Here is a 21,248-nt window from a genome sequence, read left to right as displayed (position 1 = left end):
GGGAAATCTTGTTGAATAAAAAGTTACTAGGTGTTATTGATGCAACTACCTACCATGAAGATTTAGAAGAAATCATTATTCATCGCTCGCTTGCGGCAGTTCCTTTTGCTGGCAGGTATCGTTTAATTGATTTTATTTTATCCAATATGGTCAATTCGGGGATTCAAAGTGTAGCGATTTTCCCTAAATTTCAATATCGCTCATTAATGGATCATTTAGGTTCAGGTAAGGATTGGGATCTCAATCGAAAGCGTGATGGGCTATTCTTTTTCCCTTCTCCAAGTATCGATATTGGCCAAGGGATAGGCTCATTTAATCATTTCGCAGCAAACATTGATTATTTTTATCGCAGCAATCAAGAATATGCATTAATCGCTAACTGTTTTACTGTAATGAATATGAGTTTTCAGCAAGTATTGGATCGTCACATTCAAACAGGCTGTGATATTACGGAAATTCGCCAAGGTGGTCAATCACTAGAGATGTATTTAGTCAAAACTTCTCTTTTAATTGAACTCATAGAAACGCGCAATGAAACGGGCTTTATGTGTATGAATGATGTAGTTTCAGATATTCATCATACGTATAAACTATGTACCTACGAATATATGGATTATGCTGTTAAGATTGACTCAATTGAAACTTATTACAGCACTAGTATGAGTTTACTAGCACCAGATATGTGGAAAAAACTCTTCAAGCACGATCAACCGATTTTTACAAAAGTAAAGGATGAGCCGCCGACTCGTTATTTAAAAGGTGCACACGTTCAACATTCGATGATAGCAAATGGTTGCCAAATTGAGGGGCAGATTGAAAAAAGCGTCGTGTCAAGAGCAGTAAAAATTGGAAAAGGCTCCATCATAAAAAATAGTGTGATTATGCAAAAATGTCAAATAGGTGAGAACTGTGTGTTAGATTCGGTCATTTTAGACAAAGATGTAAAGGTAGAGGATGGAACGGTTATTCAAGGTACATCTGAATCACCAATTGTGATTAGAAAAGGCACAACACAAGGAGCGTTGATGAACTCGTGAAAGTATTATTTGCTGTCTCCGAATGCGTCCCGTTTATAAAAACGGGTGGGCTAGCTGATGTAGCAGGGTCACTACCAAAAGAGTTAAAGAGATTAGGAACGGATGTTAGAGTGATTCTGCCGAAATATGGAATGATCTCTGACTCCTATAAGAAGCAGATGAAAAAAGTAACAAGCTTCTATGTTCAGCTAGGATGGAGAATGCAATATTGTGGAATAGAAGAGCTTAAGCTAGATGACGTGACATTCTATTTTGTAGATAATGAATATTATTTTAAACGAGATCAGCTTTATGGATTTTATGATGATGGGGAACGATTTGGTTTTTTCAATCGAGCCGTCCTTGAAGCGATTGAAAAAATCGGATTTTATCCGGATGTAATCCACTGTCATGATTGGCACACAGGCATGATTCCATTTCTGTATAAGGTAGAGTATCAGAAACGAAATGGGTATGGGCTGATTCGTACGGTTTTTACCATTCACAATTTACAATTCCAAGGCATTATGCCAAAGGAAACCCTTCAGGATATTTTAGGATTGGATGAACGCTATTTCCACATTGACCAGCTTGAGTTCTATGGAAATATTAATTTTATGAAAGGTGCAATTGTCGCTGCTGATAAGATTACAACGGTTAGTCCTACCTACAGAAATGAAATTCAAACCGAATATTATGGCGAAAAATTAAACCATTTGCTTATCAAAAGGGATGAGGATTTAGATGGGATATTAAATGGGATTGATGATGACATGTATCATCCTTTAAAGGATTCATCTTTGGTTCAATCATATAGCGCGGATGATTTGCAAGGAAAAGCGATCAATAAGGCTGAAATTCAGAGGAAGTTTGCCCTTCCAGTTAATTCTGATATACCTCTTCTCGTCATGATTACTCGATTGACCAGGCAAAAAGGGTTAGACCTTGTTCAATGTGTGTTTGATGAACTGTTAAGCGATCATTTGCAGATGATTGTATTAGGGAGCGGAGATGCTTCATTTGAGCATTTCTTTCGAGAAATGGAGCACTTCTATCCTACAAAGTTTAAAGCATACATTGGCTTTGATGAAGACCTTGCTCACAGGCTTTATGCAGGTGCTGATTTATTCTTAATGCCTTCTCAATTTGAACCATGTGGATTAGGACAGCTCATTGCTATGAAGTATGGTGCCATTCCAATTGTGAGGGAAACAGGTGGACTAAATGATACAGTCCATTCATTTAATGAAGCAACGAATGAAGGAAATGGTTTTTCCTTTACCCATTTCAATGCTCACGATATGTTACACACGATTCGAAGAGCAAGCTCCTTCTACCAAAATGAGGATGTTTGGGATCTGCTCGTAAAACGTGCGATGAATATGGATTACAGCTGGGCTCAGTCTGCCTTTAAATATAATCGATTGTATTCTGAGCTTATCTCGAGGAGTGAGAGCCATGTTTTCTAATAAAGAAGAGTTTAAAGCCGCATTTTTAAAAAAGCTTGAGATGATCTTCGGTAAAAGTTTTGATGAGAGTACAAAAGGCGATCAGTTCCTGACACTCGGTTATATGATTCGAGAATATGTAAGTTCTGAATGGATTAAGACGAATGAATTGTATCGCGAAGCAAATGGCAAGCAAGCCTATTATTTATCTATTGAATTTTTATTAGGAAGATTATTAAGTCATAATTTACTGAACTTAGGAATTGATGAAGTTGTTAAGTCAGGTCTAGAAGACTTGAATATTCAATTAGGCGATTTAGAAGAGATTGAGGCGGATGCTGGACTAGGTAATGGGGGTCTAGGCCGCCTTGGTGCATGTTTCTTAGACTCATTAGCTTCTCTTAATCTACCTGGACATGGCTGTGGTATACGTTATCGCCACGGCTTGTTCGAGCAGAAATTTGTCGATGGCTATCAAGTCGAATTACCGGAACAATGGCTTCGGTATGGGCAAGTTTGGGAAGTAAGAAAGCAAGACCAATCTATTGAAGTGCCGTTTTGGGGAAAGGTTGAAACGACAGAGGAAAAGGGGCGGCTCATCTTTCGCCATGTGGATGCAGAAACCATTACTGCTGTACCGTATGACATGCCAGTAGTAGGGTATAAGACAGACACCGTAAACACGCTAAGGCTTTGGAGTGCTGAACCTTCCCCATATCCCATTCATACTGATGTTTTAAGGTATAAGCGTGAAACAGAAGCAGTATCAGAATTTTTATATCCTGATGATACGCATGACGAAGGGAAAATCCTACGATTAAAGCAACAGTACTTTCTTGTATCTGCGAGTATTCGATCCATTATTCGTTCATATGAGAAGCAACATGATTCGTTAACAGATTTTCATAAGCGTGTAAGTATTCATATCAATGATACACACCCTGTATTAGCTATTCCTGAGCTCATGAGAATACTAATGGATGAAAAGGGGATTGGCTGGGAGGAAGCCTGGACGATTACGACTCAAACTATTTCCTATACAAATCATACAACTCTATCAGAAGCACTAGAAAAGTGGCCGGTTCGAATTTTTCAGCCACTCCTTCCCCGAATCTATATGATTGTTCATGAAATAAATGAACGTTTTTGTCGTTCATTATGGGAAAAGTACCCTGATAATTGGGGGAAAATAGAGGAAATGGCCATCGTTGCCCACGAACAAGTGAAGATGGCTCACCTAGCTATAGTGGGAAGCTATAGTGTCAATGGAGTCGCGAAAATTCATACCGATATATTAAAAAACCGTGAAATGACCAATTTTTATCATTTGTATCCAGAGAAATTTAACAATAAAACGAATGGCATTACTCATAGAAGGTGGTTGCTTAAATCGAATCCAAAGCTTGCGAAGCTACTATCAGATTCTATTTCAGATAAATGGCTGACCCAGCCAGAAGAATTAAATGATCTTGTCCCTTTTCAAAGTGATAGTGCTTTTCGAGATCAGCTGTTTCAAATTAAACAGGAAAATAAACAAAAGCTGGCGGAACGAATTCGTAATCAGACGGGAATTGTCATTGATGAAGCATCGATTTTCGATGTACAGGTGAAGCGACTTCATGCGTATAAACGCCAGCTTCTAAATGTACTTCATATTATGTATATGTATAATCGATTGAGAGAAGATTCTAGCTATCAAATGTTTCCACGCACCTTCATTTTTGGAGCAAAAGCATCTCCAGGCTATTACTATGCAAAGAAAATCATAAAGCTAATCAATACGGTTGCTGAAAAAGTGAACAGTGACCCAGTTACAAAAGATAAGATAAAAGTTATTTTTCTAGAAAATTATCGTGTTTCATTGGCAGAGGATATCTTTCCTGCAGCTGATGTGAGTGAGCAAATATCAACTGCCAGTAAGGAAGCTTCAGGCACAGGCAATATGAAATTTATGATGAATGGCGCTTTAACGCTCGGAACATTAGACGGGGCAAACATCGAAATTAAAGAGAAGGTGGGCGACGATCATATCTTTATTTTCGGATTAACAGCTCAAGAGGTATTGAATTATTATCAAAATGGTGGGTATCAGTCATTAGAGTATTACCATCATGACCAAAGGATTCGGCAAGTCGTCGATCAGCTCACAAATGGATTTTTTGAAGGGTTAGACGATTTTGAAGTTATCTACGATGCCCTTCTCATGGAAAATGATCAATACTTTGTGTTGAGGGACTTCGCCTCATATGCTAACACTCAACGAGAAGTGGGGAATGCTTATGAAAATCAAGAAAGATGGTTAAAATCGAGTGTGATCAACATCGCTAAATCTGGTTATTTCTCAAGTGACAGAACCATCAAGGAATATGCAACTGATATATGGGGAATTCAACCATTTAGTAAGGAGTTTTCTCGCTAGATTGATAGATGAAGAGGAACAAACGAAAAACGCTTGGATTTTGAATATCCAAGCGTTTTCTTATGCTATTTATAAGAAATATCCTAAAAATAATCCAACTGAAAGCAAGAAGCCGAAAATGGTGTTCGTTTGAGCGGTTGCCTGCATGGCTGGCATCATTTGCATGGGTACTGTTTTTCCAATAAAGCCTTTCGTAGCCTTAATTGGCTTAGGCATGCTTAGAAGAACAATGGCTAACCATGGAGAAGTCACACCTGTAAGTATCAGTACAAACACCCAAATATAGGATACAAGAAACATACCAGCCAATAATTTAATGGCACCTTGTCGGCCCAAAAGAATCGCTAATGTTTTCCGGCCAAATTCCTTGTCACCATCTAAATCTCGAATGTTGTTGGCTAGCAAAATCGCTCCAACTAAAACCGCAATCGGGATGGAAACAAGTACACTTGTTGTTGAAACGGTCCCAACTTGAATGTAAAAAGAAATTAGGATGATGAGCATTCCCATGAACAGTCCTGCCACAATTTCACCGAATGGTGTATAAGCGATTGGTAGAGGTCCACCCGTATAGAAATAACCAGCAGCCATACAAATAAGGCCGACGATTGCTAACCACCAGCTTGTACTCATGCAAATGTATACCCCAAGCAATAAAGAAATGCCGTACAATCCAAAAGCTAGAGAAAGAACCGTCTTAGGCTTAATTCCTTCCCGTACAATTGCTCCACCAATTCCTACCGAATGCTCGTTATCCAAGCCTCGCTTAAAATCGTAATATTCATTGAACATATTCGTTGCGGCTTGAATTAACAAACTCGCAATCAGCATAGCAACAAATAAACCAAGATGGATGGTCGTTTGATGGATCGCTAAAGCCGTACCAAGAAGTACGGGAACAAAAGCAGCTGTTAATGTGTGTGGCCGCGTTAGCTTCCACCATACTTGCCAGTTGTTTCCTACCCTTCCAGTTGAGGAAGGACTTGTCTGCATATTTGGTTGCATTGTATTCTCTCCCTTATCTTATGTCAGACGTATATATATCTAAGATGCAAAACGATTGGTCTCATTCTGTACAAACTTAAGTTTAGGTAATGGACGATTTTGTGTCAATGACTTTTTACACGTAATAAAGGAGGTCATTTCCAATAGAAGGGCTAGTAGTAAGGACTATTTTCTAAGAGCTTGTCGTTTAATACCAGGTAAGAGTATCTTCTTCATAAGAAACTGACTATGTTACAAAACAACAATGGATAGGAAAACTGCAATAGTAATAGAAAGGCTATTAAATTAGACACCTATGAAGATAAATGAAGCCTGAGCCTATACGTAAAAAACTTCGCTCCCATTGGTATCTAAACCTCTGGATTAACTCAAATAGAAGAGCCCTAAGACCTCTTGTTATTTCTAGAATGCTGAAGCTACAATCTAATAGTAATGACGCTTGGATAATCAAGTCCTTTCATGGAAAAAATAGCTGAAATCAAAAGATTCCTTATTAATAAGGATAAAACTCGCTAATATGTGATTGCTTTTATTGACATGTAAATGGAATGAGGTGTATCTTAAAATAAGCTTAAGACAGTAAGGATAACGGTCTTTAGACGGTTATTGGGGGGATTTTTTTTGGTTACGATTCAAGATACGGAACTAAAAGAAGGGATCCTAAAAGGAATTGAAAGGGCAAGGAATTTTTCGAAGTCTATTCTAGTAAGTGAAGTTCATCAAATTGAAATGATGGACCCCCTTTCATTTTATGCTGCGGGAAAAGAGAATTTTTTCGGTGAGCGATTTTTTTGGAAAGACCCTTCTGATGAAACGACGATTATAGGAATTGGAATATGTAAACAAATTCAATCGGATCAGGCTTCTGACCGCTTTTTTCATGTGGAAGAAGAGTGGGCAAGACTAAACAAGGATAGTTTAGTCGATAATTCCTTTCAACTAAATGGGACTGGCCCTACGATGTTCGGGGGTTTTTCCTTCGATCCATTGAAGGAAAGAACAGAACTTTGGTCTAAATTTTCACATACCCTGTTCCATGTTCCAAAGTATATGCTAACACATGTAAATGGGCAATCTTATCTGACAACGAATGTAATTTGTACCAAGCATGATGATGCATCTTTATTTGAAAAGATAGAAGCAGAGAGGCGTACACTATTAACAAATGTAGAACTGCCAATAAATCAAGAGGTGCCCATGATAAAGGAAGCTGTGGAGATTGAACCTTCCGAATGGAAGGATACCGTTTCTTCCATTGTGAAGGGTTTGAAAACAGGTCCAATTAAAAAAGTAGTCCTTGCTAGAGAGCTAAGGCTCCAGTTTAATCATGAATTCGACATAGAATCGGTGCTCCAAAAATTATATGAGGAACAACGCCAAAGTTATATTTTTGCTTTTGAATCTAATGGTGACTGTTTCTTAGGTGCATCTCCTGAACGATTGGTGAAGAAGAATGGGGACGAAGTGTTCTCTACATGCTTAGCAGGGTCAACCCCACGTGGGAAGAATAAAGAAGATGACGAGCTGCTTGGTGAACAACTTCTATCCGACCAAAAGAACTTAGTGGAGCATCAATACGTGGTAGATATGATCAAAACGGCAATGAAAGACGAATGCATAGAGGTCCATTTACCTGATCAGCCTCAATTAATGAAAATGAGAGATATTCAACACCTTTACACACCTGTTACTGGAAAAACACAGAATGATACATCCTTGCTTCGACTCGTTAAGCGATTGCACCCAACTCCAGCTCTTGGTGGATTACCAAGAATGGAAGCTCTTGAAAAAATAAGAGAGGTTGAACAGTTAGACAGAGGCTATTATGCTGCACCACTCGGTTGGATCGATTACCAAGGGAACGGTGAGTATGCAGTTGCGATACGATCAGCGCTTATTCAGAAGACAGAGGCTTCATTGTTTGCAGGTTGTGGAGTTGTTGAAGATTCAAACGCTGAGAGCGAATATTTAGAGACAAAAATTAAGTTTCGACCTATGCTTTCCGCACTTGGAGGTAGTCCAAAATGAAGCATCAAGAAAATATAACAGCATACCTTGCTGCATTTGTTTCCGAACTAGTGAATTGTGGTGTAACTCAAGTGGTAGTTAGTCCTGGATCACGTTCAACCCCATTGGCAATGCTTTTAGCAGAGCATCCAGGCATGCATGTTCATGTTCATGTAGATGAGCGGTCAGCGGCTTTCTTTGGACTAGGAATAGCCAAGGCTACCGGTGATCCAACCGCAATTCTGTGCACTTCTGGAACAGCTGCCGCTAACTATTTTCCTGCAATTGTGGAAGCTAATTTATCAAGGGTCCCATTGATTGTATTAACAGGTGATCGACCACACGAGCTGAGAGACGTAGGTGCTCCACAAGCAATTGATCAAATTCACTTATACGGGAAACATGTGAAATGGTTCGTTGAAATGGCACCACCTGAGAGTTCTGTTGAAATGGTTCGATATGCACGTACAGTGGGGGCAAGAGCAGTTGCTACTGCTTTGCATTCACCTGCTGGACCTGTCCATCTCAATTTTCCTTTTCGTGAGCCACTCATTCCTAATCTGGAAAATAAAAAGTCGCTCTTCCAAATGACAGAGCGGGAAAAAGGCTATGTGGGGGTTGAACTAGGAAAGCTTCAATTGAGTGATGGGGAATATCGGCACGTAGCTGAAGCGGTATCATGTACAAAGAAAGGAATCATCGTCGTTGGAGCGATTGAAGATCCTACCTTTACTGAGGCCGTTATTGAACTCGCAGGAAAACTTCAATACCCAGTAATTGCTGATCCACTATCACAACTTCGAAGTGGGAAACATGATAAAACCAATATCATCGATGCATACGATACCTTTTTGCGAAACGATGATGCTAAAAGGGTGATGAAGCCAGAAGTAATTCTCCGTTTTGGTGCCATGCCGATTTCGAAAGCGTTATCAATCTTCCTAAAAGAAAACGAAGTGGCTACCCAGTACGTTATTGATGGCGGTGGAGATTGGCGAGATCCATCACAGTTAGCTACTCATATGATATATGCAGATGAAGTGATATTCTGCCAATCAATCAGCAAACTTGTAGAGGCTAGAGAATCATCTGATTATTTGTCCACCTGGCAGCAACTCAATTTATTAGCTAAACAAGAATTAAACATTATTCGTGATCACCAAGAGCTGAGTGAAGGAAAAATATTCAGCTTGATTGCCGATTTACTTCCAAAAAAGGCTGCATTGTTTGTTGGGAACAGTATGCCGATTCGCGATCTAGATACTTTTTTCCATAATAATGATAAGTCCATTCGGATATTTGCCAATCGGGGTGCAAATGGCATTGATGGAATTGTTTCGACTGCACTTGGCGTTGGGACTGTAATGCAGCCCCTTTATTTAGTTTTAGGAGACTTAACATTCTTTCATGACTTAAATGGCTTAATTATGTCTAAACTCTACCAAATCCCTATTCGTATAATATTAATAAACAATAATGGTGGCGGTATTTTCTCTTTCCTTCCACAAGCAAACTATCGTGATCATTATGAAGTGTTATTTGGAACTCCTTTAGACTTAGATTTTAGCCATGCTGTTTCTATGTACAATGGTTCCTACCGTACGATCACGGATTGGAATCATTTTACTTCCTCTTTTGGGCAGAATTTGGAGAATGATGGTCTCCAAGTGTTGGAAATTATGACAAATAGAGAGGATAATTTGCAAGAGCATCGAGAATTGTGGAAACGTGTTTCCCAGGAAATAAGTCGATTTTTGAATGGGGAATAGGGATGGAATTTGTATTAAATGAAGAGAGTTACTATGTCGAAATGGCTGGAAATGGATTTCCGTTGTTTTTGCTTCATGGGTTTACTGGCGATGTCACTACCTGGTATTCTACTAGTCCCTATTTTGCTTCAAAAGCCCAATTGATTTTTGTTGATCTATTAGGACATGGAAAAACAGCAAAGCCCAGTAATTATGAACGGTATGACATTCAGTTGATTGCAAATGATATGGTGGAGCTACTTGACAAGTTAGGGATTGAACAAGTGGATATACTAGGTTACTCGATGGGAGGTAGGCTAGCTCTCACGATTGCGATGCTCTATCCTGAAAGAGTAAGAAAACTGATTTTAGAAAGCGCCTCTCCAGGAATTCTGTTTAGTAATGATAGGCAGGAGCGTAGAAGACAAGATCAGCAACTTGCTCATTTTATCCTAGAAGAAGGAATCGAAAGGTTTGTTGAAAAATGGGAGAACATCACTCTTTTTCAGACGCAAAAAAATCTTCCTATTGACATTCAAAGTCAAATACGAAATCAGCGTAGAAAAAATTCGGAATTGGGACTAGCCAATAGTTTACTTGGAATGGGCACGGGCTCACAGTCATCCTGGTGGAATTTGCTTGGTGAATGCGCTGTCGAAACCTTGTTAATAACAGGGGAACTTGATCTTAAATTTTGTACTATTGCGGAAAAAATGCAGAATATGCTCGCAAAATGCAAATGGGTGAATGTGAATGGATGTGGACATGCAATTCATGTGGAAGAACCTGAAAAGTTTGGTACAATAGTAAGTGAGTTCTTGTCGAAATAAGAGTGCTTTAGCCAAGCTTAATAAAGCGTTTTCTCTTGAGTAACTCAGAAATTTTAAGGAGGATTTTATATGACAGTTGAATGGGTAGCTGGTCGTCAATATGAAGACATTATTTATGAAACGTGTAATGGAATTGCGAAGATTACGATCAATCGTCCAGAAGTACATAATGCCTTTCGTCCTAAGACCGTAATGGAATTGATTGATGCGTTTGCATTCGCACGTGATGATCAACGAGTTGGAGTTATTGTTTTAACAGGAGCAGGAGATAAAGCATTCTGTTCAGGTGGGGACCAATCGGTACGTGGACATGGGGGCTATGTGGGTGAAGATCAAATTCCTCGTTTAAACGTATTGGATCTTCAACGTTTAATTCGTGTTATTCCAAAGCCGGTTATCGCAATGGTAAAAGGTTATGCAATTGGTGGAGGACATGTTCTTCATGTAGTATGTGACTTAACGATTGCTGCAGATAATGCTGTATTCGGTCAAACGGGCCCGAAAGTTGGAAGCTTTGATGCAGGGTATGGTTCAGGCTATTTAGCAAGAATTATCGGGCACAAGAAAGCACGCGAAATTTGGTACCTATGCCGCCAATATAATGCACAAGACGCATTAGACATGGGACTAGTTAATACGGTTGTTCCACTAGAGCAAGTAGAAGAAGAAACGATTAAATGGTGTGAAGAGATTCTTGAAAAGAGTCCTACTGCCCTTCGTTTCTTAAAGGCTGCAATGAATGCAGATACGGATGGTCTAGCTGGAATCCAACAATTTGCTGGTGACGCTACATTACTTTATTACACAACAGAAGAGGCGAAAGAAGGCCGTGACGCGTTTAAAGAAAAACGCAAGCCGGACTTTGGTCAATTCCCACGTTTCCCTTAATAGGTCAGATTTGAACAGCTTGGTGGAGATCCATCAGGCTGTTTTAACTATGTATTGATTCATTCGTTTCGGAAAGGAAGATCGAGCATGAGCGGATATAGGATGCCGAACTTTTTAATAAACAGAGCATTTTTAACACCCAACCGGATAGCGTTGATTTGTGGAGAGCGTTCATATACCTTTCAACAAGTATTTGAAAAAGCTAAGGGAATAGCTGGTCTGCTTACTTTCTATGGAATTAAGCAGAATCAGCAAGTAGGGGTATTGTTGAAAAATAACGTGGATACGGTTTGGATTCTATATGCCCTTCAACTCTTAGGAGTGAAAGCAGTATTATTGAATAACCGCCTGTCAGCAGAAGAGTTAATCTGGCAGTTAAAGGATTCAGAGGCGACTGCTCTTTTAACAGAAGAGTCATTTCAAAGAGAATCAGATTCCATCCAAACTGAGGTAAACCCTTTTCTTATTCTAGATAAAGAAATGTTGTTTTCGACCACCCATCACGAACCGAATGTGATCGAGGAAATCAATTTAGAAGATATTTGTTCAATTATGTATACTTCTGGTACAACTGGAAATCCGAAAGGTGTCTTGCAAACATACGGAAATCATTGGTGGAGTGCAACAGGGTCCGCATTAAACTTAGGAATCACTGAGAAGGATCGCTGGCTGTGTGCTGTTCCACTTTTTCATATAAGCGGATATTCCATTTTAATGAGAAGCCTTATTTATGGAATAGCAGTTGTTCTTCATCCTACGTTCGATGAGAAAGCGATTATAAGAGATATACAGGATAAAAAGGTGACAATTATGTCTGTCGTTAGTACAATGCTCTCTAGAATTCTCCAGGATTTAGAGGATAATCTTCTGCCTGACTATTTTCGCTGTATGCTGCTAGGAGGTGGACCTGCCCCATTGCCCCTTCTTGAAACATGTGAATCCAAGAATATACCAGTTTTTCAAACGTACGGAATGACGGAAACTTCCTCACAAATGGTTACATTAGCACCGGAATATAGCCTTTTAAAGCTAGGATCTGCTGGTAAGCCACTTTTTCCTTCCCAAATAAAAATCGTAAATGAGGAAGGATTAGAGGTAGATCAGAACATCCCAGGTGAAATTATTGTTAAAGGTCCAAATGTAACAAAGGGGTATCTAAATCGCCCTAAGGATACGGAAGAAAAGATCAAGGATGGCTGGTTGTATACAGGGGATATCGGCTATGTGGATGAGGAAGGATTTTTATATGTACTTGATCGCCGTTCAGATCTCATTATATCAGGTGGCGAAAATATTTATCCCGCCGAAATTGAGGGGGTATTGTCCTCACATCCAGATATATTGGATGTAGGGGTCATCGGAAAAGACGATCCAATTTGGGGACAAATTCCCATCGCCTTTATTGTCCGAAGAAATTATTTAACAGAAGCGGAAGTGACTACCTTTTGCGCTGGGAAGTTAGCTAAATATAAAATTCCAAAAGAAATCCGGTTTATAGAGGAATTACCACGCAATGCGGCGAAAAAGCTACTTAGACGTGAGCTTCGTTATTTATTGAAAGAGGATAGATCCTAAATGAGACTAACTGCCATTAATTTTTACGTTATTCACATGCCTCTTGTCACGCCTTTTTCTACGCATTTAGAAACGGTGAAGAATCGCGAGAGCATTATCATTGAAATTATTGATCAGGATGGGAGAAAAGGCTATGGAGAAGTCGTTGCATTTTCTTCCCCGTGGTACACTGAAGAAACGGTGAAGACTTGTTATCATATGCTTACTGATTTTTTTATTCCTTTTTTGATGAAAAAAGAAATTAGAGAAGCAAAGGATATTTATCCGTTATTAAGTAATTTTAAAGGAAATCCTATGGCAAAAGCTGGGTTAGAGATGGCTTTTTGGGACCTGCAGGCAAAGCAAATGAATATTTCTTTATCAAAGCTATTAGGGGGAACTGCTTCAACTATTCCAGCAGGAGTTGTTGTCGGAGCGAAGAGTATTGAGGAAACCTTAGAGCAAATTGAACAGCACCTACTAAACGGATATCAACGCGTGAAGATTAAAATAAGCCCGGAAAATGATCTTAAGCTCGTATCTGCTATTCGAAAAGTGTATCCCCATCTATCACTAATGGCCGATGCCAATTCAGCTTATACTTTGAGGGATATGGATCGTTTGAAGGCGTTAGATGAGTATGGATTATTAATGATTGAACAACCATTAGATGCGAATGATATTATTCACCATGCTACCTTACAAAAGGAGCTTCAAACACCCATTTGCTTAGATGAGAGTATTGTGACGTTTCAAGATGCGAAGCATGCAATTCAGCTTGGCAGCTGTCAGGTGATTAATATTAAAATCGGACGTGTGGGCGGCGTGTGGACCGCTAAACAAATCCATGATCTTTGTTTAGAGAAGAACCTGGAAGTCTGGTGCGGAGGGATGCTTGAATTTGGCGTATCTAGAGCTCATAATATCGCATTAGCTTCTCTACCAGGATTTACAATCCCAGGTGATATCTCATCATCAAACAGGTATTGGACTGAGGATATTACATTGCCTGAGGTGAAGGTTGAAAAAGGGAGTATTTCTGTTCCATCGGGAACGGGAATTGGATTCGAAATCAATGAAAACCGTCTGAAGCAAGTAACCGTTGCTACAGAAAGATTTTCATTTTCTTAGGAGAGCATATGAAGTATTTAAAGGACTTACTAACTTTTACATATCTTCAAGCATTATCATGTATCTTTCCAGTTATCATTTTTTTGACACTTGGTTTGTCTACCTATGTGAAAATTCCAGGGGTAGGGAGGTATGATTTCATCCTCTTGATTTGCATCATTGCTCAGGTATTTATGATCATTTCTAAGCTTGAAACAATAGATGAACTCAAGGTGATTTGTGTCTTTCATCTCATTGGCCTAGCACTAGAAATCTATAAAGTCCATATGGGCTCTTGGTCGTATCCAGAGGAGGCTTGGTCAAAAATAGCAGGCGTACCATTGTATAGTGGATTTATGTATGCGAGTGTGGCAAGTTATATGTGCCAGTCGTGGAGAAGGATGAGCCTTCGGATAACTGGCTGGCCGAACCTATGGCTTGCATGGGCAAGTGCTGTTGCTGTTTATGGGAATTTTTTTACGCATCATTATATCTATGATTTTCGCTGGATATTGAAAGCAGTCATTGTCATGATCTTCTTTCGGTCATATGTTCTCTTTACGTTACGATCAACCACTTACAGGATGCCAGTCCCACTCTCTTTTGTATTAATTGGTTTCTTTATTTGGATTGCGGAGAATATTGCTACCTTCTATGGAGCTTGGCAATATCCGAATCAACAGGATGGATGGCAGCTTGTTCATTTCAGCAAAATCAGTTCATGGCTGCTATTAGTTATCGTAAGCTTCATCATTGTTGCACAGCTTAAGCATGTAAAACAAGCGAGAAAAACAATCAGTGATCAAAAAGAAATAACCCAATAAAACAAGCAGCAGGGATAGCCTGTCTGCTTGTTTGGTGAACCTGAGATGTTAACACTTTGATTATTATGTTTGCTGTTTAGACTCTTTTTGACGTAAGTATTTTTTATCATGCATAAATAAACTCCAAAAGTAAATGAATCCTGGAAATAAAATTGCAAACCCAACGATATAAGTGATGAATACTGCCCGGAAAGAGTTCGGATCAGTGAATGCCTCTTGAATCGTTACTTCAGGATACACGATATATGGCAGATGTGCTTTTCCATAAACATAGCTTGCGAGTAAGTATTGAATCGTGATGGCAATTACAGCAATTCTCGGCATTCCTTTTATACGTTGGTTTTTAAAGGAGGGTAAAAATAAACTTAAACCTCCTAGTAAGAAGAACGCAACAGATGTAAGTAATAATGGTAAGTCATCGAGCATCTTATCGTAAATCCACTTTGCCTCAGTTTTAAGGGTAAGCATAATGAGAAACGCCATTAATACAGATATAGGTCCAAGTATGATCGCATCTCTTCGGTACACATAATATGCTTCCATCTCCTCAGATACCTTTGAATAATCAGCAAGCAGGAGTGAGGAGAGAAAAAGTGTACTACTAAATGCAAAAGCAAAAAATGCATATTCGTTTGGACTAGTGAAAAGTCCAAACAAGTCGAGTGTTTGTTTCCCATCCGATATATCTACGTAATTTCCATGGGTAATTGGAAGAACGCTAATTAATAAGCCGGGAATTAATATCCCTGAGATCCCTGAAACAATGGTTAGCGGCTTGCGATATTCTTGTGCAATATTGGAGAAGACAAGAAAGGCACTTCGGATGGCAAGTAACAGCAAGATCATACTACCGGGAACAAGCAATACAGTTCCTAACGTATAGGCTGCTTTTGGGAAAAGGCTATAGACCGCAACGACAAGTGCAACGATAAAGGTATTCGTTACTTCCCATGTGGGAGAGAGATAACGGTTGGCAATATTGGTCGCTTTTGTTTTCGGTTTGTTAATATAGATCATTGACCAAAAGCCAGCGCCAAAATCCATTGTCGCCATAACAGCATATATAAATACGAACCCCCAGAGTACCGTTACAGCCAATAGAGCATCTGTCATTTTTCCATCAACTCCTTTATGAATTTGAACCGAATAAAGGCACTCCTTTTTGCTCTGCACGATTGATATCATCGATAACGGTATTCTTACGGAAGTAATAAAGCAGCACTAATACAACTGCTACCCCAAGAACAATGTATACAAGAATAAATAAGATAAATAAAATCCCCAAATTAGTTGCTGTTGTAGCTGAATCCTCAGTAGACAGGATCCGATAGATGGTCCAAGGCTGACGTCCTGTACACGCAAATACCCATCCGAATTCAATCGCAAGTACAGCTAACGGTCCAGAGGCTACAAACGACCACATAAGAAATTTAGGAAATCTATCTTTTTTCAATAACTTGTTCCAAACATAGGCGACTAACGAGAGAAGTATTAATAGTGAGCCGATTCTAACCATAGCATTAAAGAGTGTATGGACAAATAATGGGGGCCACTCTTCCTCTGGAAAGTCATCCAAGCCGATCACCTTTGTATCGAATGAATTGCCTGCTAAAAAGCTTAAGGCCCAAGGGATCTCTATTGCCCATTTCACTTCTTTTTCTTCCCGGTCAGTGAATCCACCAATTGCTAGTGGGGCATGGGTTTGGGTTTCAAACAGCCCCTCAGCAGCAGCGAGTTTCTCTGGTTGGTATTCATGTAAATATTGAGCGGATTCATGCCCATTAATGGACGTGAGGAATGAGAATATCCCGCCAATAATTAAACTAAGCATTAATGCCTTTTTATGAAATTGGTAAATCCTTGACTGAAAATCACTTCTCAGCATCTTAAAGGCTGCAACAGAAGCAATGACAAATGCACCAGTTGTATAGGCAGATAATGCAACATGACCTGCAGTTACAAAAAAGCTAGGGTTAAAAAATGCTGCCCACGGATCCACATCCACAATTTCTCCGTCCACAATTCGGAACCCTTGAGGAGTCCCTTCAAATGCATGAACATTTGTGATTAGCACAGCGGAGGCTAGTGCACCTATGGCAACGAGAATAAGACTTGAAATTCTCATCCATGGAGGAATTCGTTCTGCTGCATATACATAGATGGACATAAAGAGAGCCTCGATAAAGAAAGCATAAATTTCAATTTGAAAGGGAAGGGGCATGACTTTACCAATAACCTCCATAAACCCAGGCCATAAGAGAGAGAGCTGTACCCCTGCAATGGTCCCCGTCGGTATTCCAACACCAAGAAGAACAGCAAATGCCTTTGTCCATCTTTTTGCCATAATGACATAATCTAAATCCTTGGATTTCTGATATAAAAGCTCAGCTGTCAGCATCATAAGTGGAAGGCCCACGCCAATGGTGGCAAATATAATATGAAATCCCATGGTGATTCCAAATAAAGAGCGTGCAATTAATAAATCATCCATTCTCCACATTCGTCCTTTCATCAATCATTCCATTATCGTATTCTTTGCATATTTTTGGTTTATATGTAAAGATTTCCTGTTAAATTAATAATTCTTACTGCCTGTCTCTCATATTGACAAACAACTTATCCTAATGTTAGGATATTTTTATCCTATTATTAGGATAAATAATCTTAGGGTAAAAGGAGAGGGAAAATGATGCAAACATTTTCATTCATTTTAGAGATATTATTAGGAGTTGGATTTTTATTATTTGGAGGGATGAAGTTTGGTTCGAAGCAAATGGTGGAGGAATTTCAACGATATGGATATCCAGGAGGGTTTCGAATTTTTACAGGCTTAGTAGAAATTACTTCAGCGGTATTAATATTTATCGGAATTTGGAATGAACTATTTACTGCCTGGGGAAGTTTCCTTATGGTAGCGACCATGGTAGGTGCTATTTTTACCCATATCAAGGTGAAAGATCCTATGAGTAAACTAGGTATGCCACTCCTATTACTCATTTTGAGCTTAATTGTGTTATTATTAAATTTTCAGTATTTAATGGGATAGTAGCATAAATGGAATAGGAGGTTACATGTTGCAAGAGGAGAATCAACTTGATTTGAGACTATTTCGAATTTGGATGAAAGCTACAAAAACAGTTGCTGATAACATCCGAAATGATATCGATCGGTATCAAATTAATAATGAAAACTTTATGATTTTAGAGTTGCTTTATAGTAAAGGCCCCCATCCGGTTCAAAAAATAAGCGAAACGTTTGCCATTCCTAGTGGGAGCATCACATATGTTGTGGATAAATTAGAAAAGAAAGGGTTAGTAAAAAGGCTGCCTAACCCAGAAGATAGAAGGGCTTCTAACGTCACATTGACAGACGAAGGTAGAGCTCTCTTTGATGAGATTTTTCCTCAGCATGTGGCTACAATTTCTCAAAATCTATCATTTATTACAGAAGATGAAAAGGAACAGCTCATCTACTTATTAAAGAAAATTGGCTTAGGGGCAAAAGAGTTAAATAGTTGATGGCTAAAGTATTGAAATAGGGTATGGTCTCCATACTTTTTTCATTGTAAAAGAAAGAGGCTGGGACATAACTATATGACTCCTTCTCAGAGACGAACAATGATTTTATTCAAATAGTTAGGTTGTAAAAACAAGTTCGTTCCACCTGCGCTGCAGACACTCGCTTTCCGCGGGGAGGAATCTGAGCCTCCTCGCTTCGCTTGGGTGTCTCAGCCTTTCCTCTATTTCCCTTAGTAGTCGAGTGTTTCTTCCGCTCCATTCCACTATTTATTAATAGTTTTTTCTGAACAAACAAAAATACCCGAACTAGCAAAAGGAGATAACTCCTTCTACTAGTTCGGATATACCATTGACTGAAATCTAATATCCCAGCCTCTAAACGATTTAATGGGAAGAGTTTAACGCCTTTTCAAGACCTTTTAAATTGTCTTCCATTATGGAGAAATAAGTGCGTTTCTCTTTTAAGTCTTCATCTGTTAATACAGATAAGTTATGAAGAGTCAGTGCTTCCGCATTTAATTCGTTTTGCACTATTTCTGTTAGTTTTGATGATACATTTTGTTCAAAGAACACATGTGATAAACCATGTTCACGTGCTTCATTAATAATATTTTCTAATTCTTTCTGGGATGGCTCACTTGAAGTAGAAACACCTGAGATACTAATTTGTTCCATTCCATATCTATTTTCCCAATAGCCATATGCTTTATGTGAAACTAAGATTTCCTTATGAGCAGCTGTTGAGATCGTTTTTTCAAATTTTTCATCAAGCTCATCAAGTTCGTTTGCAAGCTGTTCAAAATTGGTTTCAAGCTCATTCTTATGGTCTGGAAGTAAGCGAACAAGCTCTAGCTTAATAGCTTCTGCTAATTCCTTCGAATAAATAGGGTCTAGCCAAACATGGGGATCAATGTCACCATGATTATGTCCTTCGTGCCCATCATGTCCTTCTTCTGAATCCGAATGTTCCTCTTCCGAATGTCCTTCCTCAGAATGAGAATGCCCTTCTTCTGAATCAGAATGCCCTTCTTCCGTATGCCCTTCTTCTGAATCAGAGTGTCCTTCTTCCGTATGCCCTTCTTCTGAATCAGAGTGCCCTTCTTCCGTATGTCCTTCTTCTGAATCAGAGTGCCCTTCTTCCGTATGTCCTTCTTCTGAATCAGAGTGTCCCTCTTCCGAATGCCCTTCTTCCTCGTGTTCCTCCCCACTATGCCCGCTTTCTTCTAAGTGAATATTTTCTCCAGCAGGTAAGAGGGATACTTGTTCATTTTCCAACGTATCTTTTGCTTTTTCAACAAAACCTTCGAGTCCTAATCCGATGAAAATAAATAAGTCAGAATCAGCTAGCTTCATCATATCTTTTTGTGATGGTTCAAAGGTGTGTTCATCAGCACCAGGCGGGTAAATTGTATCGACATCTACTAGGTCACCGGCAATCCGCTCTGTAAAATACTGTAATGGATAAACAGTCGTATAGACGTTTAATTTGTCGTTTTTTTCCTGGTTTGTAGAATTAGAATTTCCACAAGCTGAAAGGAATAAGCTTGCAGGAAGTAGAATAGCAAATAACAGTATCAGCTTTTTCATATAAGTTCCCCCTCTGTATTTAAAGTATTTAAAGCGTATTGATTACGATTTATCGCAAAAAAAAATTTTCTTTTTTATTTTATATTAGTAGGTAAATAATCCGTAACCGTTCCGATTTCACTATGATATCGTACAAAATTTTTTCGGAAAATGCAAGAATAAAAATTGTCTAGTTTTGTAATTGTTTGTATGCTAGAAAGGACTACTTAAAAAAGGGTGAAGAGAAATGAAACTACTCGAAGAGATTTTGCAGCATAATGAGCAATTCGTTGCTGACAAAAAGTATGAGGAGTATGCGACGACAAAATTTCCAAACAAGAAAATGGTTATTTTAACTTGTATGGATACTAGACTTCTTGAGCTATTACCTAAGGCAATTAACGTATCAAATGGGGATGTAAAGATTGTAAAGAATGCCGGAGCACTAGTTTCTCATCCTTTTGGAAGTATTATGAGGAGTCTATTAATTGCCGTTTACCAGCTACAAGCGGATGAAGTGCTTGTGATTGGTCATCATGATTGTGGGATGAGCGGAATGAAGGCCGACACTGTGATTGATTCAATGAAAAAAAGGGGAATCACAGAAGCAACCCTAAACACAGTCAACTACTCTGGAGTGGATGTTAACGCATGGTTAAGCGGCTTTGACAATGTATGTGATAGCGTAGGACACAGTGTGGATATCATTAAACATCATCCATTCATGCCGAAGGATGTTCCCGTTCATGGATTAGTGATCAGTCCAGAAACTGGAAAGCTTGATTTGGTTGTTAATGGATATGAATGATACGTAAGTGAGACTATCATTCCTTTTTTTCTGGAACAAGGTCAATCCCACCTGGATGTAAGGGATGACATTTCAAGATTCGTTTGATTGTTAGATACCCACCTTTAATTGGCCCAAACCGTTGAATGGCCTCAAGTCCGTATGAAGAACAAGTAGGATAAAAGCGGCATGTTGGCGGTTTAAGAGGTGATATAACAATTTGGTAAAATCGAATGATTCCAATGAACATTTTTTTAAACATCATATAGTCTCCTAGGAATTGTATTGAAGGGAAGACAAGACAATAGAGTTTACTTCCCTTGGTATAATTTCATATAACTATTATTTTTTCGATGCATCGCTTTCTTCGTTACTTTGTAAATGCGGATTATCTTCCAATGTGTCTACCGTATGCTTATATGAGTAGGCCTTTGAGGTTGTTAATACAGATAATAGGAGCACAACTAAAACGATAATCACACTTATGATTAATACGACAGTCATTTCAATGACGCCTCCTTCGCCACT

19 protein-coding genes are annotated in these 21,248 nt (G+C 39.0%); 13 read left to right on the top strand and 6 right to left on the bottom strand.

Annotated elements, in window-relative coordinates; all coding sequences use genetic code 11:
* Positions 1 to 11 precede the first annotated feature (11 nt).
* Genes LS684_RS16915 through LS684_RS16905 form a run of 3 tightly spaced genes read left to right on the top strand, consistent with a single transcriptional unit; the run spans position 12 to position 4,883 of the window.
* Positions 12 to 1,037, top strand: coding sequence for a GlgC family sugar phosphate nucleotidyltransferase (locus LS684_RS16915; protein WP_233807668.1), 1,026 nt, complete (start codon positions 12 to 14; stop codon positions 1,035 to 1,037).
* A complete protein-coding gene (gene glgA / locus LS684_RS16910) occupies positions 1,034 to 2,485 on the top strand; it encodes a glycogen synthase GlgA (protein ID WP_233807666.1) in 1,452 nt (483 codons plus the stop codon). Before LS684_RS16915 ends, glgA begins: the two co-directional genes overlap by 4 nt.
* Positions 2,475 to 4,883 (top strand): glycogen/starch/alpha-glucan phosphorylase, encoded by a 2,409-nt coding sequence (locus LS684_RS16905; protein ID WP_233807664.1) that lies wholly within the window; start codon positions 2,475 to 2,477, stop codon positions 4,881 to 4,883. The genes glgA and LS684_RS16905 overlap by 11 nt, the downstream gene beginning before the upstream one ends.
* Before the next feature lie 69 nt (positions 4,884 to 4,952).
* Here LS684_RS16905 and LS684_RS16900 read toward each other — a convergent pair whose 3' ends face one another.
* On the bottom strand, positions 4,953 to 5,888 hold the full coding sequence (locus LS684_RS16900; RefSeq protein WP_233807662.1) for a 1,4-dihydroxy-2-naphthoate polyprenyltransferase: 936 nt from the start codon (positions 5,886 to 5,888) through the stop codon (positions 4,953 to 4,955).
* 621 nt (positions 5,889 to 6,509) lie between these two features.
* Between LS684_RS16900 and LS684_RS16895 the strand changes: the two genes are divergently transcribed.
* The 7 genes from LS684_RS16895 (at position 6,510) to LS684_RS16865 (ending at position 14,849) form a co-directional block, all read left to right on the top strand.
* Positions 6,510 to 7,916, top strand: coding sequence for an isochorismate synthase (locus LS684_RS16895; protein ID WP_233807660.1), 1,407 nt, complete (start codon positions 6,510 to 6,512; stop codon positions 7,914 to 7,916).
* Complete coding sequence (menD, locus tag LS684_RS16890) at positions 7,913 to 9,664, top strand: 2-succinyl-5-enolpyruvyl-6-hydroxy-3-cyclohexene-1-carboxylic-acid synthase (protein ID WP_233807645.1); 1,752 nt, start codon at positions 7,913 to 7,915, stop codon at positions 9,662 to 9,664. The genes LS684_RS16895 and menD overlap by 4 nt, the downstream gene beginning before the upstream one ends.
* Positions 9,665 to 9,666: 2 nt before the next feature.
* Entirely contained in the window at positions 9,667 to 10,473 is an 807-nt protein-coding gene (menH, locus tag LS684_RS16885; protein WP_233807643.1) for a 2-succinyl-6-hydroxy-2,4-cyclohexadiene-1-carboxylate synthase, read from the top strand.
* A gap of 69 nt (positions 10,474 to 10,542) precedes the next feature.
* Entirely contained in the window at positions 10,543 to 11,361 is an 819-nt protein-coding gene (gene menB / locus LS684_RS16880; protein ID WP_233807641.1) for a 1,4-dihydroxy-2-naphthoyl-CoA synthase, read from the top strand.
* Between the two features lie 87 nt (positions 11,362 to 11,448).
* Positions 11,449 to 12,936, top strand: a complete 1,488-nt coding sequence (locus LS684_RS16875) for an o-succinylbenzoate--CoA ligase (RefSeq protein WP_233807639.1) — start codon at positions 11,449 to 11,451, stop codon at positions 12,934 to 12,936.
* Positions 12,937 to 14,046, top strand: coding sequence for an o-succinylbenzoate synthase (gene menC / locus LS684_RS16870; protein WP_233807637.1), 1,110 nt, complete (start codon positions 12,937 to 12,939; stop codon positions 14,044 to 14,046).
* Positions 14,047 to 14,054: 8 nt separating this feature from the next.
* Positions 14,055 to 14,849 (top strand): DUF817 domain-containing protein, encoded by a 795-nt coding sequence (locus LS684_RS16865; protein WP_233807636.1) that lies wholly within the window; start codon positions 14,055 to 14,057, stop codon positions 14,847 to 14,849.
* Positions 14,850 to 14,912: 63 nt separating this feature from the next.
* On the opposite strand, the gene LS684_RS16860 is transcribed toward LS684_RS16865, so the two are convergent.
* A complete protein-coding gene (locus tag LS684_RS16860; RefSeq protein WP_233807635.1) occupies positions 14,913 to 15,962 on the bottom strand; it encodes a cytochrome d ubiquinol oxidase subunit II in 1,050 nt (349 codons plus the stop codon).
* A gap of 16 nt (positions 15,963 to 15,978) precedes the next feature.
* On the bottom strand, positions 15,979 to 17,340 hold the full coding sequence (locus tag LS684_RS16855; RefSeq protein ID WP_233807634.1) for a cytochrome ubiquinol oxidase subunit I: 1,362 nt from the start codon (positions 17,338 to 17,340) through the stop codon (positions 15,979 to 15,981).
* A 195-nt stretch (positions 17,341 to 17,535) separates the two neighbouring features.
* Between LS684_RS16855 and LS684_RS16850 the strand changes: the two genes are divergently transcribed.
* Positions 17,536 to 17,895 (top strand): DoxX family protein, encoded by a 360-nt coding sequence (locus tag LS684_RS16850; RefSeq protein WP_233807633.1) that lies wholly within the window; start codon positions 17,536 to 17,538, stop codon positions 17,893 to 17,895.
* 25 nt (positions 17,896 to 17,920) lie between these two features.
* Positions 17,921 to 18,367 carry a MarR family winged helix-turn-helix transcriptional regulator gene (locus LS684_RS16845; protein ID WP_233807632.1) on the top strand — a complete coding sequence of 149 codons (447 nt, stop codon included), beginning with the start codon at positions 17,921 to 17,923 and terminating at the stop codon, positions 18,365 to 18,367.
* A 384-nt stretch (positions 18,368 to 18,751) separates the two neighbouring features.
* Here the strand turns inward: LS684_RS16845 and LS684_RS16840 are convergent, their stop codons facing one another.
* Positions 18,752 to 19,954 carry a metal ABC transporter solute-binding protein, Zn/Mn family gene (locus LS684_RS16840; RefSeq protein WP_233807631.1) on the bottom strand — a complete coding sequence of 401 codons (1,203 nt, stop codon included), beginning with the start codon at positions 19,952 to 19,954 and terminating at the stop codon, positions 18,752 to 18,754.
* 226 nt (positions 19,955 to 20,180) lie between these two features.
* Between LS684_RS16840 and LS684_RS16835 the strand changes: the two genes are divergently transcribed.
* Entirely contained in the window at positions 20,181 to 20,741 is a 561-nt protein-coding gene (locus LS684_RS16835; protein ID WP_233807630.1) for a beta-class carbonic anhydrase, read from the top strand.
* Positions 20,742 to 20,757: 16 nt separating this feature from the next.
* Here LS684_RS16835 and yidD read toward each other — a convergent pair whose 3' ends face one another.
* Together yidD and ytzI are read right to left on the bottom strand one after the other, a co-directional pair.
* Complete coding sequence (yidD, locus tag LS684_RS16830; RefSeq protein ID WP_233811691.1) at positions 20,758 to 20,982, bottom strand: membrane protein insertion efficiency factor YidD; 225 nt, start codon at positions 20,980 to 20,982, stop codon at positions 20,758 to 20,760.
* 80 nt (positions 20,983 to 21,062) lie between these two features.
* Entirely contained in the window at positions 21,063 to 21,224 is a 162-nt protein-coding gene (gene ytzI / locus LS684_RS16825; protein ID WP_233807629.1) for a YtzI protein, read from the bottom strand.
* Between the last annotated feature and the right edge of the window lie 24 nt (positions 21,225 to 21,248).

The sequence above is a fragment of the Cytobacillus spongiae genome (genome assembly GCF_021390075.1).
The sequence above is the reverse complement of the archived record's forward strand: the minus strand, read 5'-3'. Positions and strand labels throughout refer to the sequence as shown.

Bases quoted from the DNA above. Each gene is read 5' to 3' on its own strand.
- LS684_RS16905 (WP_233807664.1), top strand. From the start codon at position 2,475: ATGTTTTCTAATAAAGAAGAGTTTAAAGCCGCATTTTTAAAAAAGCTT.
- LS684_RS16900 (WP_233807662.1), bottom strand. From the start codon at position 5,888: ATGCAACCAAATATGCAGACAAGTCCTTCCTCAACTGGAAGGGTAGGA.
- menD (WP_233807645.1), top strand. From the start codon at position 7,913: ATGAAGCATCAAGAAAATATAACAGCATACCTTGCTGCATTTGTTTCC.
- menH (WP_233807643.1), top strand. From the start codon at position 9,667: ATGGAATTTGTATTAAATGAAGAGAGTTACTATGTCGAAATGGCTGGA.
- menB (WP_233807641.1), top strand. From the start codon at position 10,543: ATGACAGTTGAATGGGTAGCTGGTCGTCAATATGAAGACATTATTTAT.
- LS684_RS16875 (WP_233807639.1), top strand. From the start codon at position 11,449: ATGAGCGGATATAGGATGCCGAACTTTTTAATAAACAGAGCATTTTTA.
- menC (WP_233807637.1), top strand. From the start codon at position 12,937: ATGAGACTAACTGCCATTAATTTTTACGTTATTCACATGCCTCTTGTC.
- LS684_RS16865 (WP_233807636.1), top strand. From the start codon at position 14,055: ATGAAGTATTTAAAGGACTTACTAACTTTTACATATCTTCAAGCATTA.
- LS684_RS16860 (WP_233807635.1), bottom strand. From the start codon at position 15,962: ATGACAGATGCTCTATTGGCTGTAACGGTACTCTGGGGGTTCGTATTT.
- LS684_RS16855 (WP_233807634.1), bottom strand. From the start codon at position 17,340: ATGGATGATTTATTAATTGCACGCTCTTTATTTGGAATCACCATGGGA.
- LS684_RS16850 (WP_233807633.1), top strand. From the start codon at position 17,536: ATGATGCAAACATTTTCATTCATTTTAGAGATATTATTAGGAGTTGGA.
- LS684_RS16845 (WP_233807632.1), top strand. From the start codon at position 17,921: ATGTTGCAAGAGGAGAATCAACTTGATTTGAGACTATTTCGAATTTGG.
- LS684_RS16840 (WP_233807631.1), bottom strand. From the start codon at position 19,954: ATGAAAAAGCTGATACTGTTATTTGCTATTCTACTTCCTGCAAGCTTA.
- LS684_RS16835 (WP_233807630.1), top strand. From the start codon at position 20,181: ATGAAACTACTCGAAGAGATTTTGCAGCATAATGAGCAATTCGTTGCT.
- yidD (WP_233811691.1), bottom strand. From the start codon at position 20,982: ATGTTTAAAAAAATGTTCATTGGAATCATTCGATTTTACCAAATTGTT.
- ytzI (WP_233807629.1), bottom strand. From the start codon at position 21,224: ATGACTGTCGTATTAATCATAAGTGTGATTATCGTTTTAGTTGTGCTC.